The sequence below is a fragment of the Kitasatospora sp. NPDC097691 genome, from assembly GCF_040302665.1.
GTDB lineage: Bacteria > Actinomycetota > Actinomycetes > Streptomycetales > Streptomycetaceae > Kitasatospora.
Window position 1 is genome coordinate 1 of record NZ_JBEORY010000065.1, and the last position, 15226, is coordinate 15226.

The following is a 15226-nucleotide window of genomic DNA, read 5'->3' on the forward strand; positions in this document are numbered from 1 at the left end:
TCCTCGATCGAGTAGATGTCGTGGTGCGGCGGCGGGGAGATCAGACCGACACCCGGGGTGGAGTGCCGGGTCTTGGCGACCCACGGGTACACCTTGTGGCCGGGCAGCTGGCCGCCCTCGCCGGGCTTGGCGCCCTGGGCCATCTTGATCTGGATGTCGTCCGCGTTGACCAGGTACTCGGAGGTGACGCCGAAGCGGCCGGAGGCGACCTGCTTGATCGCCGAGCGGCGCTCCGGGTCGTACAGGCGGTCCGGGTCCTCGCCGCCCTCGCCGGTGTTGGACTTGCCGCCGAGGCGGTTCATCGCGATGGCGAGGGTCTCGTGCGCCTCGCGGGAGATCGAGCCGTACGACATGGCGCCGGTGGAGAAGCGCTTGACGATCTCGGAGACCGGCTCGACGTCCTCGACGGGGATCGGCTCGCGGTCGAGGCCGTCCAGCCGGAACAGGCCGCGCAGCGTCATCAGGCGGGCGGACTGCTCGTTCACCCGGTCCGTGTACTGCTTGAAGATGTCGTACCGGCGGTTGCGGGTGGCGTGCTGCAGCCGGAAGACGGTGTCCGGGTCGAACAGGTGCGGCTCGCCCTCGCGGCGCCACTGGTACTCGCCGCCGATCTCCAGCGCGCGGTGCGCGGCGGGGATGCCGGAGGCCGGGTACGCCTTGGCGTGCCGGGCGGCGGTCTCCTTGGCGACCTCGTCCAGGCCGATGCCGCCGAGCTTGGTGGTGGTGCCGGCGAAGTAGCCGTCGACCAGGCCCTGGGAGAGGCCGATGGCCTCGAAGACCTGGGCGCCGCGGTAGGAGGCGACGGTGGAGATGCCCATCTTGGACATGACCTTGAGCACGCCCTTGCCGAGCGCCTTGATCAGGTTCTTGATGGCCTTCTCGGGCTCGACGCCCTGGATGAACACGCCCTGGGCGACGAGGTCCTCGACCGACTCCATGGCCAGGTACGGGTTGACCGCGCCGGCGCCGTAGCCGATCAGCAGCGCGACGTGGTGCACCTCGCGGACGTCGCCGGCCTCGACCAGCAGCGACACCTGGGTGCGCTGCTTGGTGCGGATGAGGTGGTGGTGGATCGCGGAGGTGAGCAGCAGGGAGGGGATCGGGGCGTGCTCGGCGTCCGAGTGCCGGTCGGAGAGCACGATGATCCGGGCGCCGTCGGCGATCGCGGCGTCGGCCTCGGCGGCGATCGCGGCGAGCCGGGCGGCCAGGCCCTCGCCGCCGCCGGAGACCTTGTAGAGGCCGGAGAGCGTGACGGCCTTGAGGCCGGGCTGGTCGCCGTCGGCGTTGATGTGGACGAGCTTGGCCAGCTCGTCGTTGTCGATCACCGGGAAGGTGATGCCGACCGAGCGGCAGGAGGCGGACTCGGCGGCCAGCAGGTTGCCCTCGGGGCCGAGGTTGGAGAGCAGCGAGGTGACGAGTTCCTCGCGGATGGCGTCCAGCGGAGGGTTGGTGACCTGCGCGAAGAGCTGCACGAAGTAGTCGAACAGCAGGCGCGGCTTCTCGCTGAGCGCGGCGATCGGCGAGTCGGTGCCCATCGAGCCGAGGGCTTCGCCGCCGGTCTTGGCCATCGGCGCGAGGATGACCCGCAGCTCCTCCTCGGTGTAGCCGAAGGTCTGCTGGCGGCGGGTGACGGAGGCGTGGGTGTGCGCGATGTGCTCGCGCTCGGGCAGCTTGGCGAGCTGGATCTGCCCGGCCCCGACCCACTCCTGGTAGGGGTGCTCGGCGGCGAGGGCGGACTTGATCTCCTCGTCCTCGACGATGCGGCCCTCGGCGGTGTCGATCAGGAACATCCGGCCGGGCTGCAGGCGGCCCTTCTTGGCGACCTTCTCCTGGTCGATGTCGAGCACGCCGACCTCGGAGGAGAGGACGACCAGGCCGTCCTCGGTGATCCAGTAGCGGGCCGGGCGCAGGCCGTTGCGGTCGAGCACGGCGCCGACCTGGGTGCCGTCGGTGAAGGTGACGCAGGCCGGGCCGTCCCAGGGCTCCATCAGGTTGGAGTGGTACTGGTAGAACGCGCGGCGGGCCGGGTCCATGGTGGCGTGGTTCTCCCACGCCTCCGGGATCATCATCAGCACCGAGTGCGGCAGCGAGCGGCCGCCGAGGTGGAGCAGCTCCAGGACCTCGTCGAAGGAGGCGGAGTCGGAGTGGTCGGGGGTGCAGATCGGGAAGATCCGCTCCAGGCCCTGCCCGTTGCGGTTCGCGGGGATCAGGTCGGTGACGAGCTGGGACTCGCGGGCGCGCATCCAGTTGCGGTTGCCCTTGACCGTGTTGATCTCGCCGTTGTGCGCGACGAAGCGGTACGGGTGGGCGAGCGGCCAGCTCGGGAAGGTGTTGGTGGAGAACCGCGAGTGCACCAGGCCGATCGCGGACGCGTAGGTGCGGTCCGACAGGTCGGGGAAGAAGGGCTCCAGCTGGCCGGTGGTCAGCATGCCCTTGTAGACGATGGTGCGCGCGGACAGCGACGGGAAGTAGACCCCGGCCTCGCGCTCGGAGCGCTTGCGGACCACGAAGGCGATCCGGTCGAGCTCGATGCCGGCCTTCTCGCCGTGCGCGAGGAAGACCTGGCGGAAGCGCGGCATCACGCTGCGTGCGGTGGTGCCGAGCAGGTCCGGGGTGACGGGGACGTCGCGCCAGCCGAGGACGGTGAGGTCCTCGTCGGCGGCGATGGCCTCGATCTGCGCGACGGCGGCGGCGTCCTCGTCGTCGTCGTCGGGCAGGAAGGCGATGCCGACGGCGTAGGCGCCGGCTGCCGGGAGTTCGAAGTCGACCCGGCCGCGCAGGAACGCGTCGGGGACCTGGGTCAGGATTCCCGCACCGTCACCGGAGTCCGGCTCGGCGCCGGTGGCGCCGCGGTGCTCCAGGTTGCGCAGGACGTTCAATGCCTGCTCGACGATGGTGTGGTCGGCGATGCCGGTCAGCGTGGCGACGAAACCGACGCCACAGGCATCGTGCTCGTTTCGCGGGTCGTACAGGCCCTGAGCAGCAGGTCGCGCATCCGGCACGAGCGAGTACGGCTGGCGGGCGGCGCCGGCCTGGGGCTCGTTGGCGGAGTGCATGGATGCAGACAGCATCGGCTCTCCCGTCGTCGTCTTTCGGCAAGTTGGTGCAAGTAGGGACGACGTTGGCCCTGATGCGATGGTGCGGTGTCGTGCAAGTTACATGATGCCCAGGATCCCGAGAAGCGGAATATCCCGTCCACATGGCGGGACGAGTCGCAGGTCAGGGGGTGTGGGAAGAAGGACGTGCCACAGTGCGCGTCCCGACGATTGTGCCCAACCGTCCCCGGCCTGAAACAGGGGCGAAACCGGATCGCCACAGAGGCCGATCATGGCCGCCTGCGAATCCATTCCGGGAGTCGGCCCACGGATGCGAATCCGCGGCACCGAGGCCCGGATGGTGAGACTAGGCCAGGCATGACGCGACGCCCATGTGTGAAACGTCACGCATTGCCCGGCATAATCATGCACAGTTCTGGGTCATCCCACAGGTTCTGACGAAGGCCCGGCGGGCCTCAGCCCACGTGCCCGCCGATCAGCGAGCCGAGCAGGTAGGTCACCCCGGCCGCCGCACCGCCCAGCACCAGCTGCCGCAGCCCGCTGAACCACCAGCTGCGGGCCGTCACCCGGGCCACCACCGCGCCGCACAGGAACAGCCCGGCCGCCGCCAGCACCAGGGCGGGCAGCAGCGAGGTCGCGCCCAGCAGGTACGGCAGCAGCGGCAGCAGCGCGCCGAGCGCGAAGCACAGGAACGACGACCCGGCCGCGACCAGCGGCGAGGGCAGGTCGGTGGGGTCGATGCCCAGCTCCTCGCGGGCGTGCACCTCCAGGGCCAGCTCCGGGTCGACGGACAGCTGCCGGGCCACCTCGTGGGCGAGCTCCGGGTCCACCCCGCGCGAGACGTACAGCTGGGCCAGTTCGGCCAGCTCGCCGTGCGGGTTGCGGCTCAGCTCCAGCCGCTCGGCCTCGATCTCGGCCTGCACCAGCTCACGCTGCGAGGCCACCGAGGTGTACTCCCCCGCCGCCATCGAGCAGGCACCGGCCGCCAGGCCCGCCAGCCCGGTGAGGATCACCGTGCCGTTGGACACCGCGCCGCCGACCACCCCGGTCATCAGCGCGAAGTTGGACACCAGGCCGTCCACCGCGCCGAACACGGCCGGGCGCAGCCAGCCGCCGTTGACGTCCCGGTGGTGGCCGGCCGCGGGTATCCGGGGCTGGTGCCCGGCCTCCGGTTCCAGCGTGGTCGCACTCATGTCCCTGTCCCCTCCGTCGTCATTGCTCCGCCCTGACCGTAGCCCTCCTGACCTGCGCATTTCCAGCAAAGTAAGGCTGTCCGAACACGACTGAGGCCACCCTTCGCAAGCGCTGCGAAGGGTGGCCCCGGTCGGGGGAAGCCCCAGGTCAGATCGGGTTCTTGGCGTCCTCGTCGGCCTTGTCGGCGGCTGCCGCGGCCGGTGCGGCGGCCGGCTTTCCGTCCACGGACCGGGACGACTTCGCCCCGTCCCCGCCCTCGGCGACCTCGGCGTCGGCCTTCACCGCACCCTTGGCGCGGGCCTTCTCCGCGACCTTCGCATCGGCCTTCACCGCACCCTTGGCGCGGGCCTTCTCCGTGGCTCCGCCCTCGGCGCCCTCCGCCTCCAGGTGCGCGGCCGGGTCGATGCTCGCCGGGTCCTCCCGACCGGGCCGCTTCTTGCCGACGATCACCAGGTACGCCACGGCGCTCAGGAACACCGCGATCGACACCCAGTCGTTCAGGCGCAGGCCGAAGTAGACGTGCGCCTCGTCGATCCGCAGCCACTCGGTCCAGAACCGGCCCACCGTGTACGCGGCGACGTACAGCGCGAAGGCCCGGCCGTGGCCCAGCGTGAACCGGCGGTCCGCCCAGATCACCAGCAGTGCGACGCCGACGCACCAGAGCGACTCGTACAGGAAGGTCGGGTGGTAGACGCCGTCCACGACCGTGCCGTCCGGCAGCACCTTGTGGATCTTCAGGCCCCACGGCAGCGTGGTCTCGCGGCCGTACAGCTCCTGGTTGAAGTAGTTGCCCCAGCGGCCCAGCGCCTGCGCGAGCGCGATGCCCGGCGCGATGGCGTCGGCGTAGGCGGGCAGCGGCACGCCCCGGCGGCGGGCACCGATCCAGGCGCCGACCGCGCCCAGCGCGATCGCGCCCCAGATGCCGAGGCCGCCCTCCCAGATCTTGAGGGCGTTCCAGGGGTTCTTCCCCTCACCGAAGTACAGCCGGCCGCCATCGGTGATCACGTGGTAGAGGCGGCCGCCGACGAGGCCGAACGGCACGGCCCACACGGCGATGTCACCGACCGTGTGTTTGGCACCGCCCCGGGCGACCCAGCGCTTGCTGCCGAGCCAGACGGCGACGACGACACCGAGGATGATGCAGAAGGCGTAGGCGCGCAGCGGGACTGGTCCGAGGTTCCAGACGCCCCGCGACGGGCTGGGAATGTAGGCGATATCCATGGCAGTTCCGACGCTACAGGGTCGATGGCCCGGGTCCGACACCCCCGGGGTCACAGAAACCGAACAACAGGGCCGCCGCCGCCTCCGGACGGGGAGGGGACGGCGGCCGGGTACGCGGCTCAGCCGGCGTTCGGCGACGGGTTGTTGGCCTCCGAAGCGGTGCTGGTCGGCGCCGGGGTCTGCCCGTGCGAGCCCGCCGTGCCGGGCTGCTTGCCCTGGTTCGCGGCCTCCACCCACTTCACCAGGTTCTCCGGGGTGATCTCCTCGCTGCCGTTCTTCGGGTAGATCGGCTGGCCGTTGAGCAGCACCGTCGGGGTGGACTTGTAGCTGGACTTGTCGAAGTCCTGCTGCACCGAGGACACCCATCCGCCGTACTTGTTGTCGTTGACGCAGGCCTGGAACTCGGGCGTGTCCAGGCCGTTGACCTGCTTCGCCAGGTTGAGCAGGACGGCCTTGTCGCCGAAGGCGTCGTTGGTCTCCTCCGGCTGGTTGCGGTACAGCACGTCGTGGTAGTCCCGGAAGTGCCCGGCGTCCTGGGCGCAGGCCAGCGCGTTGGCGGCGGTCTTGGAACCCTTGCCCGGCACGGCCCGGTCGATGAACGACACGATGTGGTAGTTGGTGTAGACCTTGCCGGCGTCCTCCAGCTGGTCGACGGTCGGCGAGAACTCCCGCTCGAACATGCCGCAGGCGGGGCAGCGCGGGTCCTCGTAGACGGTGAGGACGGAGGGTGCGTTGCCGGCGCCGACCGGGATGACGAGGTTCTTGTCGCCGATGGTCCCGGCCGGGGCGGCGGTCGGGGTCTCCGGCTTGGAGCGCTCGTTCTGCACCACGACGCCGACGACCACGGCGGCGGCGATCACCGCGAGCACGGCGCCGCCCACGACCAGCTTCTTCCTGCGCCGGGCGGAGGCCTCCTCGGCCGCCCGCTGCTCCTGCATCCGCTCGCGGGCGGTGCGCTTGCCTTCTCGGTTCTTCTCGCTCATTGCCTTGACATCCACGGTCGGGGGCCTTCGTCGGGTGCGGGGTGGGCGGGGACGGGGGTGCGGCGGGGCCGGCGGGTCAGGTCGCCAGCCAGCGGTCCACCGAGAACCGGGTACGGGGCCGCCAGAGCAGCCACCCGGACAGCAGCAGGAACCCGGTGTCGCGCAGGATCTCCTGCAGGTACTTCGTCTGGGACTCGTCGACGTGCCCGCCGCCGCCGAAGCAGCCGCAGTCGATCGAGATGCCGCGCGCCCAGGCGGAGGCGATCCCGGCGATGAAGACGAGCAGCAGCAGCGCCGAGACCCCGGCGACCAGCCGGACGCCGAGTCCGATCAGCAGCAGGAAGGCGAGCGCCAGCTCCAGGAAGGGCAGGCCGTAGCCGATCGGCTTGACCAGGCTCTCGGGCAGGATCTCGTAGGCCCGGACGGCCTGGGCGGCCTCCGCCGGGTCGGCGATCTTGGCCAGCCCGGCCCAGCCCCACACCACCGCGAGGCCGAGCCGTACGGCCGTGCCGACCCACTCGCTCCAGACCGGTACCGGCCGCCGCTCCGACGGTGCGGGAGCCGGGCCACCGGGCTGCGCTGCCGGGCCGGCCATCAGGGAACCCCCCTCGGGAAACTCGTTCACTTCCTGACGAACCGTAAGGGAGGAAGGGGGGTTCCTCCTCATTCGGGAATTAAGCCGGAAGAGTGACGACCTGTCCGAATCCTCGCGAACACCCGTACGTCAGTGGCACCCCGGCATCCGCCCCGGGTCGAACAGGTCCGGACGCCCGTGCCCCGCCCGCTCGGCGGCGTCCCACCGGGCCGCCTCGGCACACGCGACCGCGTCCCGCTCCGCCCGCTCCGCACCCCGCTTGGCCAGCGCCTGACCCACCTCGGTGTGCGCCCCGACGGCGGCGCCCAGAGCCAGCGCGGCGGCCGCCGCCCGCAGCAGAACGGCCCGATGAAAACCCCGCACCGGCTCACCCCTTCGCTCGCTCCGCTACCCCCGTGCACCTCGTTCGTGCACTCGTCCCTCCACTCAACGTCCGTCAACCCCGCCTGATGCGTGTCGCCATCACTGTTCACTCGTTCGGGTCCGCCCCCGGCCCGACCCCGCCCGCGGAAACCCGACGGCCCGCCACTCCCCGAGGAGTGGCGGGCCGTCGACCGACCGTTTCCGGCGCGCGTCAGCGCCTCCGCACGCCCGCCGCCAGCTCCCCGGCCAGCGCCCGCACGGCGTCCAGCGCCGCCGCCTCGTCGTCGCCCGCCTCCAGGATCCGCTTCACGAACGCCGAACCGACGATCACGCCGTCGGCGAACCGCGCGACCTCCGCCGCCTGCGCGGCGTCGGAGACCCCGAGCCCGACGCAGACCGGCAGGTCCGTGGTGGCCCGGGTGCGCGCGACCAGGTCCTCGGCCAGCGAACCGACCGCCGAGCGGGTGCCGGTCACGCCCATCACCGCGGCCGCGTACACGAACCCGCTGCCCGCCGCCGTGACCTCGGCCAGCCGGGCGTCCTTGCTGCTGGGGGCGACCACGAACACGGTGTCCAGCCCGTGCTCGTCCGCCGCCTTGCGCCACTCCTCCGACTCCTCCACCGGCAGGTCCGGCAGGATGCAGCCGGCCCCGCCCGCGGCCGCCAGGTCGGCGGCGAAGCGCGCCACGCCGTAGCGGTCGACCGGGTTCCAGTACGTCATGACCAGCACCGCCGCCTCGGGGTGCGCGGCCGCGGCCTCCTGGACGGTGCGCAGCACGTCCTTGATCCGCACGCCGCCGCGCAGCGCGATGTCGTCGGCGGTCTGGATGACGGCGCCGTCCAGCACCGGGTCGGAGTGCGGCAGGCCGACCTCGACCACGTCGCAGCCGCCCTCGATCAGTGCGTTGACCGCCCGGATGCCGCCGTCGACGGTCGGGAAGCCGGCCGGCAGGTAGCCGATCAGCGCGGCGCGGTCCTCCGCCTTGGCGGCCGCCAGGACTCCGCTGAGCTTCGAAGCAGCCATGGTCAGTTACCCCCCTGGGCGGAGCCGTTGCCGGTGCCGGCGCCCGGCTCGTCGTACAGGCCGAAGTACTCGGCGGCGGTGTGCATGTCCTTGTCGCCGCGCCCGGAGAGGGAGACCAGGATGGTGGCCTCCGGTCCGAGCTCGCGGCCGAGCTCCAGGGCCCCCGCGAGGGCGTGGGCGCTCTCGATGGCCGGGATGATGCCCTCGGTGCGGGACAGCAGCCGCAGCGCCTGCATCGCGGCGTCGTCGGTGACGGGGCGGTACTCGGCCCGTCCGGTGTCCTTCAGCCAGGCGTGCTCCGGGCCGACGCCCGGGTAGTCGAGGCCGGCGGAGATCGAGTGCGACTCGATGGTCTGGCCGTCCTCGTCCTGCAGGACGTAGGTGCGGGAGCCGTGCAGCACGCCCGGGTCGCCCTTGGTGAGGGTGGCGGCGTGCCGGGGGGTGTCGGCGCCCTCGCCGGCCGCCTCGCAGCCGATCAGGCGCACGTCGGCGTCCGGGATGAACTCGTGGAAGATGCCCATCGCGTTGGAGCCGCCGCCGACGCAGGCGACCACGGCGTCGGGCAGCCGCCCGGTGCGGTCGAGCACCTGCTGCCGCGCCTCGACGCCGATGATCCGGTGGAAGTCGCGGACCATCATCGGGAACGGGTGCGGCCCGGCGACGGTGCCGAACAGGTAGTGGGTGGAGTCCACGTTGGCGACCCAGTCGCGGAACGCCTCGTTGATGGCGTCCTTCAGGGTCCGGCTGCCGGACTTGACGGCCACCACCTCGGCGCCGAGCATCCGCATCCGGGCGACGTTCAGCGCTTGGCGCTGGGTGTCGACCTCACCCATGTAGACGGTGCAGTCGAAGCCGAAGAGCGCGCAGGCGGTGGCGGTGGCCACGCCGTGCTGGCCGGCGCCGGTCTCGGCGATGATCCGGGTCTTGCCCATCCGCTTGGTGAGCAGCGCCTGGCCCAGCACGTTGTTGATCTTGTGCGAGCCGGTGTGGTTGAGGTCCTCGCGCTTGAGCAGGATGCGCGCGCCGCCCGCCTCGGCGGAGAAGCGGTGCACGTCGGTCAGCGGGCTCGGGCGCCCGGTGTAGTCCTTGAGCAGCGCGTCGAGCTCGGCCGCGAAGGCCGGGTCGGTCTTGGCCTTCTCGTACTCCTCGGCGACCTGCTCGACCGCGGCGACCAGCGCCTCGGGGATGAAGCGGCCGCCGTACGCGCCGAAGTATCCGCGCACGTCCGGCACCTGGGCACCGGGCAGGTAGTCCTTCTCGGACATGTGGTTTCCCTTGGGGAGTTGACGACAGTGACGTCTGATCGGCTGGGGTCAGCCGCGCGTCACGCGCCATCGCCGTCCCGGCACCTGCCCGGGCTCACAGCCGATCACGTACCGCACCCGACGCCCCAGCACCCGGCGTGCGGGCGCGCGGCAGCCGCGCGGGCGGCAACCGGGGGCGAGTCGGGCGGCGATCTTCATCGGGCTGTGTCAGTCCTTGTGCCGGACGGCCGGGTGGGCCCCGGCGGCGACCAGGTCGGCGACCGCGGCGCGCGGGTCCTTGCCGGTCACCAGGGACTCGCCGACCAGCACCGCGTCGGCGCCGAGGTTGGCGTAGTTGATCACGTCCAGCGGGCCGCGGACCCCGGACTCGGCGATCTTCACGATGCCGTCCGGAATGGCGTGGACCACGTTCCCGAAGGTGTTGCGGTCCACCTCCAGGGTCTTCAGGTTGCGGGCGTTGACGCCGATGATCCGCGCCCCGGCGTCCACCGCGCGCTTGATCTCGTCCTCGTCGTGCACCTCGACCAGCGGGGTGAGACCGATCGACTCGGCGCGCTCGATCAGCGACACCAGGGCCGACTGGTCGAGCGCCGCGACGATCAGCAGCGCGAGGTCGGCACCGTGCGCGCGGGCCTCCCACAGCTGGTAGGCGGTGACGATGAAGTCCTTGCGCAGCAGCGGGGTGTCCACCGCGGCGCGGACGGCGTCCAGGTCGGCCAGCGACCCGCCGAAGCGGCGCTGCTCCGTCAGCACGCTGATCGCGGCGGCACCGCCGGCCGCGTAGTCGCGTGCCAGGGCGGCCGGATCGGCGATCGAGGCCAGGGCGCCCTTGGACGGGCTGGAGCGCTTCACCTCGCAGATCACCCGGACCCCGTCGCCCTTGAGGGCGGCGACGCCGTCCTTGGCCTCCGGGGCCTTGGCGGCGCGCTCCTTCAGCTCGTCCAGGGAGACCTGGGCCTGCCGCTCGGCGAGGTCCTCGCGGACCCCTTCGATGATCGAGTCGAGCACACTCACTCAGGAGCCCCCATCGTTTCTGCCAGTTGGCCAGCGAGAGCCGGGCGGGCGGTGACCCGCCGGCTCTTCGATGGTATCGGCACCCGGGAGCGCGGGGCGCATCCGCCCGGCGCGCGTCTCGCGGACCGGACCCCGGCTCCGGCCGCGCTCAACTGCGACTTCACCGCTTCTCCACCCACGTCGAGGGCGGTTGCCGGTCAGGAGCCTGCACTCACACCAGGGGCGGCGCCAGACCGGCTCCGACCGGCGAGTTCCGCACCACGGTGAACACCAGCACGAGCAGCGCGATCAGCGCCCAGCGCCGGCCCCCGACGGTGACCCGGGGCGGCGGTCCGCAGGTCAGCGCGGCCCAGGCCCAGCGCAGCCAGAGCACCCCCAGCACGCCGAACAGCAGGACGGCGGCGGCGTTGTCGTGCAGGGCCCCGGTGAGGTCCCCGTGGGTGAGCGCGTGGACGCAGCGCAGCCCGCCGCAACCGGGGCACCACCAGCCGGTGGCCGTCAGGAACGGGCAGTCCGGGTAGTGCCCGGGGCTGTTGGGGTCGACCACGGCGACGTACGCGGTGGGGACGGCCACCGCCGCCAGCGCGGTCAGCGGCGGGCCCAGCCGGCGCAGCACGGTCGGCGGGGCGGAGGCGGTGGGGGCGGCGTTCACGCCCCGATTCTGCCCGCGTCCGGGCCCGGACACGACGAAACGGCGGGCGCGGCGCGCCCGCCGTTCGGTTGTGCGAAAAGGCGAGTCGTACGGAAGCGGGGTCGGGCCCCCCGTACGGTGAGCCGGTCGTCAGGCAGTGGCAGCGGCGGCGACGGCGCGGGCCTCGCGGGCCGCGACCTGCTCCTCGGCCGACTTGTAGACATTGGTGCTCGGCTGCTTGCCCATGCCGGCCATCGACATGGCCTTGCCGACCACGCCACCGGCCACGACGACGGCCAGGCCGGCACAGACGAGGAGCACCGACGGCAGGATCATCGCGACACCCGCGATGCCGAAACCGACGAAGGAGATGACGACGCCGGTCCAGGCGGCGGGGTTGTGGCCGTGTGCTGCTGCTGCCATCTGAGTGGTGCTCCTTGGCTCTCGGGGCCCGGCCGGGCCTGCGGGGCCGCCGGCGGGTTGACGGAGTCCATTGTGCCGGGCCACACACCGGCGCCCCAAAGCGGGTGGCGGGTCTATCGCGTCACATGTGCACGTCGGGCGGCCACGGGGCCCGTGCGGCGGCGTGCGGGGCCGCCGCGACGGCTGCGGCGCCCTGGCCGCGAGCCCGGACGGGTGCGGGCCTCAGACGGCCGTGGGGTCCTCGCCGCGGTCCAGCGCCTTCCACAGGTCGCCCGGGGTGTCGGCCTTGGCCGGGGTCCTGGCCGGGGCCTTTCCGGTCGGCGCCTCGTAGCGGCTGCCCATGGCGGGCCAGCGGCGGCCGTAGCGCAGGGTGAGCAGTCCGGCGAGGGCCAGCAGCACGCCGCCGACCAACGCGACCCACGGCCAGGCGGTGTGCGAGACCCCGGTGGCCGCCGAGCCGGTCAGTGCGAGCTTGCGGGCCGCCTCGGCGTCCAGCGCGGCGGTGTCGCCGGCCCCGGCGACCGACGCGGCGGCCGCGCCGATCCCGGCGAGCAGGGTCAGCGCCCCGACGGCCAGCCGTCCCACGCCGCGCACCGCGAACACCGCGACGGCCGCGGCGAGGCCCACCAGGGCCAGCCCGCCGGGCAGCTCGGAGATCGTGCCGCCGGTGACGGCGACGTCCAGGGTGCCCGCCCGCCCCTCGGCCCAGGTCCGCCCGACCGCGGTCAGCACCAGGACGGCGCTCAGCACGGTCAGCAGCAGCATCACGCCGAGCGTGCGGCGGCTGGAGGCGGCGGGGGCGGGGGTCTGGTCAGCACTCACCCGTCCACTATCCCCCGACCGACACCCCGGTCCGCACCCGGGGTGGGGGACGGCGTGGGGAAGGGGTCCGTCCGCAGCACCACCGTCCGCCCGCCCAGCGACAGGAACAGGTCGTTGCCGAACGGCACCCGCTCGGCCTCCCGGTACACCCCCTCGGGGGACGGCGCGGTGTGCACGGTGCAGACCGCCGCCGCCGGATCGACCACCACGTAGAGCGGCACACCGCTGCTCGCGTACGCCCGCCCGGCCTCCGCCAGGTCCGGCCGGGCCACCTCCAGCACGGCCTCGACCCCGGCCGCGCCGAACCGGCCCCGCTCGCCCCGCACCGCGCCCCGGGCGAGCACCACCAGGTCCGGGGCGAGCACGGCCGCGTCCGGGGTCGGGCCGGCCGTGTCCGGGGTCGGGGTCGGGCCGGCCGCGTCCGGGGTCGGGGTCGGGCCGATCACGTCCGGGCCGCCGGGCGCCGTCGGGAAGTCCACCGCCACGCCGGACAGCACCCGGCCGTGGCCCGCCGGCTGCTCGGCGAACTGCCCGGCCGCGCTCAGCACGACCTCCCAGCGCAGCTCGTCGTACGGCACCTCGGGCATCCGGGCCGCCTCCTCACACCTCAGGACAGTTCCGGCCTCCGCAGCGTATTGGCGGTGGCGACGGCCCGCAGCACGGCGGCTGCCTTGTTGCGGCACTCGGTGTCCTCGCCGTGCGGGTCGGAGTCGGCGACCACGCCCGCGCCGGCCTGCACGTAGGCCGTGCCGTCGCGCAGCACGGCCGTACGGATCGCGATCGCGGTGTCGGAGTCCCCGGCGAAGTCCAGGTAGCCGACGCAACCGCCGTACAGGCCGCGGCGGGTGGGCTCCAGCTCCTCGATGATCCGCATCGCCCGCGGCTTGGGCGCGCCGGAGAGGGTGCCGGCCGGGAAGCAGGCGGTCAGCACGTCGAAGGCGCTCCGCCCCGGCGCGACCTTGCCGGTGACGGTGGAGACGATGTGCATCACGTGGCTGTAGCGCTCGATCTGCATGAAGTCGACCACCTCGACGCTGCCCGGCTCGCAGACCCGCCCGAGGTCGTTGCGGCCGAGGTCGACCAGCATCAGGTGCTCGGCCCGCTCCTTGGGGTCGGCGAGCAGCTCGGCGGCCAGCGCCGCGTCCTCGTGCGGGGTCGCGCCGCGGTGCCGGGTGCCGGCGATCGGGTGCAGCATCGCCTCGCCGTCGGTGACCTTGACCAGCGCCTCCGGGCTGGAGCCGACCACGTCGAAGCCCCCCTCGGCGGTGCCGTCCGGCCCCGGGAAGCGGAACAGGTACATGTACGGGCTGGGGTTGGTGGTGCGCAGCACCCGGTAGACGTCCAGCGCGGAGGCCGGGCAGGGCGCCTCGAAGCGCTGCGAGGGCACCACCTGGAAGGCCTCGCCGGCCCGGATCCGCTCCTTGATCTCGTCCACCGCGGCCCGGTACGGCTCGCCGCCGAACGGCGAGTGCACCTCGCCGGGGCCGGCCGGGGTGAAGGTGGCCAGGCCCGGGTCGACCGGCTTGAGCAGGTCGGCCTCCATCGCGTCGAGACGGCCCACCGCGTCCGCGTAGGCCTCGTCCACGCCGGTGGCCAGGTCGTTGTGGTTGACGGCGTTGGCGATCAGCAGCACCGTGCCGTCGGCGTGGTCGAGCACCGCGAGGTCGGTGGCCAGCATCATGGTCAGCTCGGGGAGCCCGAGGTCGTCCGGGTTGAGGTCGGGCAGCTTCTCCAGTCGGCGGACGATGTCGTAGCCGAGGTAGCCGACCAGGCCGCCGGTGAGCGGGGGCAGGCCGTCGTCGGCGTGCCGCGGGGTGTGCAGCGCCTCCAGGGCGGCGCGCAGCACCTGCAGCGGGTCGCCGGTGGTGGGGATGCCGACCGGCGGGGTGCCGAGCCAGCGGGCGTCGCCGTCCCGGTCGGCGGTGAGCGTGGCGGCGCTGCGCACCCCGACGAAGGAGTAGCGCGACCAGCTGCGGCCCTGCTCGGCGGACTCCAGCAGGAAGGTGCCGGGCCGCTCCGCGGCGAGGCTGCGGTACAGACCGATCGGGGTGAGGCCGTCCGCGAGGAGCCTGCGGGTGACCGGGATGACCCGGGTGTCGACGGCGAGCTTGCGGAAGGCTTCGAGGTCCATGCGGGGCGGCACCTTCTTGAGTTCTGTGAGTGGAGGGAGGGTCAGGAGAGCGGGAGCACGTCGGCGTCGAAGCAGGTGCGGTCGCCGGTGTGGCAGGCCGCGCCGGTCTGGTCGACCTTGACCAGCAGGGTGTCGCCGTCGCAGTCCAGTGCCACCGACTTGACCACCTGGACGTGGCCGGAGGTGTCGCCCTTCACCCAGTACTCGCGGCGGCTGCGGCTCCAGTAGGTGCAGCGGCCGGTGGTGAGCGTGCGGTGCAGCGCCTCGTCGTCCATCCAGCCGAGCATCAGCACCTCGCCGGTGTCGTACTGCTGCGCGATGGCCGGGAGCAGGCCGTCCTCGGTGCGCTTGAGACGGGCGGCGATCTCGGGAGCCAGGGCGGTGGTGCCGGGAGTGGCGGGTGTGGTGGACATGGGGCCCATTGTGTCAGTCCGGTCGGCCGTCCCGGCGGGTCCGTCCGACCGGTGGTCCCGGTTGTGCCGCCCGTCCGGGGCGAGTTCGGCC

At 72.8% G+C, this 15226-nt stretch carries 16 protein-coding genes; all 16 read right to left on the reverse strand.

The features are described from left to right. On the reverse strand, positions 1–3056 hold a 3056-nt coding region (locus ABTY56_RS32290), incomplete at its 3' end, for a glutamate synthase central domain-containing protein (RefSeq protein ID WP_502893232.1). A 455-nt stretch (positions 3057–3511) separates the two neighbouring features. After that, the gene (locus ABTY56_RS32295; protein ID WP_350523523.1) at positions 3512–4249 is read right to left on the reverse strand and encodes a VIT1/CCC1 transporter family protein; all 738 of its coding nucleotides are present in this window, start codon (positions 4247–4249) and stop codon (positions 3512–3514) included. Positions 4250–4397: 148 nt separating this feature from the next. After that, entirely contained in the window at positions 4398–5471 is a 1074-nt protein-coding gene (gene lgt, locus ABTY56_RS32300; protein WP_350632919.1) for a prolipoprotein diacylglyceryl transferase, read from the reverse strand. Positions 5472–5590: 119 nt separating this feature from the next. Further along, positions 5591–6454, reverse strand: coding sequence for a DsbA family protein (locus ABTY56_RS32305; RefSeq protein WP_350632920.1), 864 nt, complete (start codon positions 6452–6454; stop codon positions 5591–5593). A gap of 76 nt (positions 6455–6530) precedes the next feature. Then, positions 6531–7049: a MauE/DoxX family redox-associated membrane protein gene (locus ABTY56_RS32310; protein WP_350632921.1), complete on the reverse strand. Its 519-nt coding sequence runs from the start codon at positions 7047–7049 to the stop codon at positions 6531–6533. 129 nt (positions 7050–7178) lie between these two features. Beyond that, complete coding sequence (locus ABTY56_RS32315; RefSeq protein ID WP_350632922.1) at positions 7179–7412, reverse strand: hypothetical protein; 234 nt, start codon at positions 7410–7412, stop codon at positions 7179–7181. Positions 7413–7623: 211 nt separating this feature from the next. Beyond that, positions 7624–8436 carry a tryptophan synthase subunit alpha gene (trpA, locus tag ABTY56_RS32320; RefSeq protein WP_350632923.1) on the reverse strand — a complete coding sequence of 271 codons (813 nt, stop codon included), beginning with the start codon at positions 8434–8436 and terminating at the stop codon, positions 7624–7626. 2 nt (positions 8437–8438) lie between these two features. Next, positions 8439–9701: a tryptophan synthase subunit beta gene (gene trpB / locus ABTY56_RS32325; RefSeq protein WP_350632924.1), complete on the reverse strand. Its 1263-nt coding sequence runs from the start codon at positions 9699–9701 to the stop codon at positions 8439–8441. Between the two features lie 48 nt (positions 9702–9749). Continuing rightward, positions 9750–9899: a tryptophan biosynthesis modulator TrpM gene (trpM, locus tag ABTY56_RS38885; protein WP_396547533.1), complete on the reverse strand. Its 150-nt coding sequence runs from the start codon at positions 9897–9899 to the stop codon at positions 9750–9752. A 9-nt stretch (positions 9900–9908) separates the two neighbouring features. Further along, on the reverse strand, positions 9909–10715 hold the full coding sequence (gene trpC / locus ABTY56_RS32330; protein WP_350632925.1) for an indole-3-glycerol phosphate synthase TrpC: 807 nt from the start codon (positions 10713–10715) through the stop codon (positions 9909–9911). Positions 10716–10926: 211 nt separating this feature from the next. After that, positions 10927–11367, reverse strand: a complete 441-nt coding sequence (locus ABTY56_RS32335) for a DUF2752 domain-containing protein (protein ID WP_350632926.1) — start codon at positions 11365–11367, stop codon at positions 10927–10929. Positions 11368–11496: 129 nt separating this feature from the next. Beyond that, the gene (locus tag ABTY56_RS32340; protein WP_350632927.1) at positions 11497–11769 is read right to left on the reverse strand and encodes an HGxxPAAW family protein; all 273 of its coding nucleotides are present in this window, start codon (positions 11767–11769) and stop codon (positions 11497–11499) included. 222 nt (positions 11770–11991) lie between these two features. Beyond that, complete coding sequence (locus ABTY56_RS32345; RefSeq protein WP_350632928.1) at positions 11992–12591, reverse strand: TIGR02234 family membrane protein; 600 nt, start codon at positions 12589–12591, stop codon at positions 11992–11994. Continuing rightward, positions 12588–13178 carry a Uma2 family endonuclease gene (locus ABTY56_RS32350; protein WP_350632929.1) on the reverse strand — a complete coding sequence of 197 codons (591 nt, stop codon included), beginning with the start codon at positions 13176–13178 and terminating at the stop codon, positions 12588–12590. Before ABTY56_RS32350 ends, ABTY56_RS32345 begins: the two co-directional genes overlap by 4 nt. A gap of 20 nt (positions 13179–13198) precedes the next feature. After that, entirely contained in the window at positions 13199–14722 is a 1524-nt protein-coding gene (locus ABTY56_RS32355; RefSeq protein WP_350632930.1) for an anthranilate synthase component I, read from the reverse strand. Between the two features lie 41 nt (positions 14723–14763). Then, complete coding sequence (hisI, locus tag ABTY56_RS32360; protein WP_350632931.1) at positions 14764–15135, reverse strand: phosphoribosyl-AMP cyclohydrolase; 372 nt, start codon at positions 15133–15135, stop codon at positions 14764–14766. Positions 15136–15226: the final 91 nt, after the last annotated feature.

Bases quoted from the DNA above. Each gene is read 5' to 3' on its own strand.
- ABTY56_RS32340 (WP_350632927.1), bottom strand. From the start codon at position 11,769: ATGGCAGCAGCAGCACACGGCCACAACCCCGCCGCCTGGACCGGCGTC.
- hisI (WP_350632931.1), bottom strand. From the start codon at position 15,135: ATGTCCACCACACCCGCCACTCCCGGCACCACCGCCCTGGCTCCCGAG.
- lgt (WP_350632919.1), bottom strand. From the start codon at position 5,471: ATGGATATCGCCTACATTCCCAGCCCGTCGCGGGGCGTCTGGAACCTC.
- ABTY56_RS32355 (WP_350632930.1), bottom strand. From the start codon at position 14,722: ATGGACCTCGAAGCCTTCCGCAAGCTCGCCGTCGACACCCGGGTCATC.
- trpM (WP_396547533.1), bottom strand. From the start codon at position 9,899: ATGAAGATCGCCGCCCGACTCGCCCCCGGTTGCCGCCCGCGCGGCTGC.
- trpB (WP_350632924.1), bottom strand. From the start codon at position 9,701: ATGTCCGAGAAGGACTACCTGCCCGGTGCCCAGGTGCCGGACGTGCGC.
- trpA (WP_350632923.1), bottom strand. From the start codon at position 8,436: ATGGCTGCTTCGAAGCTCAGCGGAGTCCTGGCGGCCGCCAAGGCGGAG.
- ABTY56_RS32310 (WP_350632921.1), bottom strand. From the start codon at position 7,049: ATGGCCGGCCCGGCAGCGCAGCCCGGTGGCCCGGCTCCCGCACCGTCG.
- ABTY56_RS32295 (WP_350523523.1), bottom strand. From the start codon at position 4,249: ATGAGTGCGACCACGCTGGAACCGGAGGCCGGGCACCAGCCCCGGATA.
- ABTY56_RS32305 (WP_350632920.1), bottom strand. From the start codon at position 6,454: ATGAGCGAGAAGAACCGAGAAGGCAAGCGCACCGCCCGCGAGCGGATG.
- ABTY56_RS32350 (WP_350632929.1), bottom strand. From the start codon at position 13,178: ATGCCCGAGGTGCCGTACGACGAGCTGCGCTGGGAGGTCGTGCTGAGC.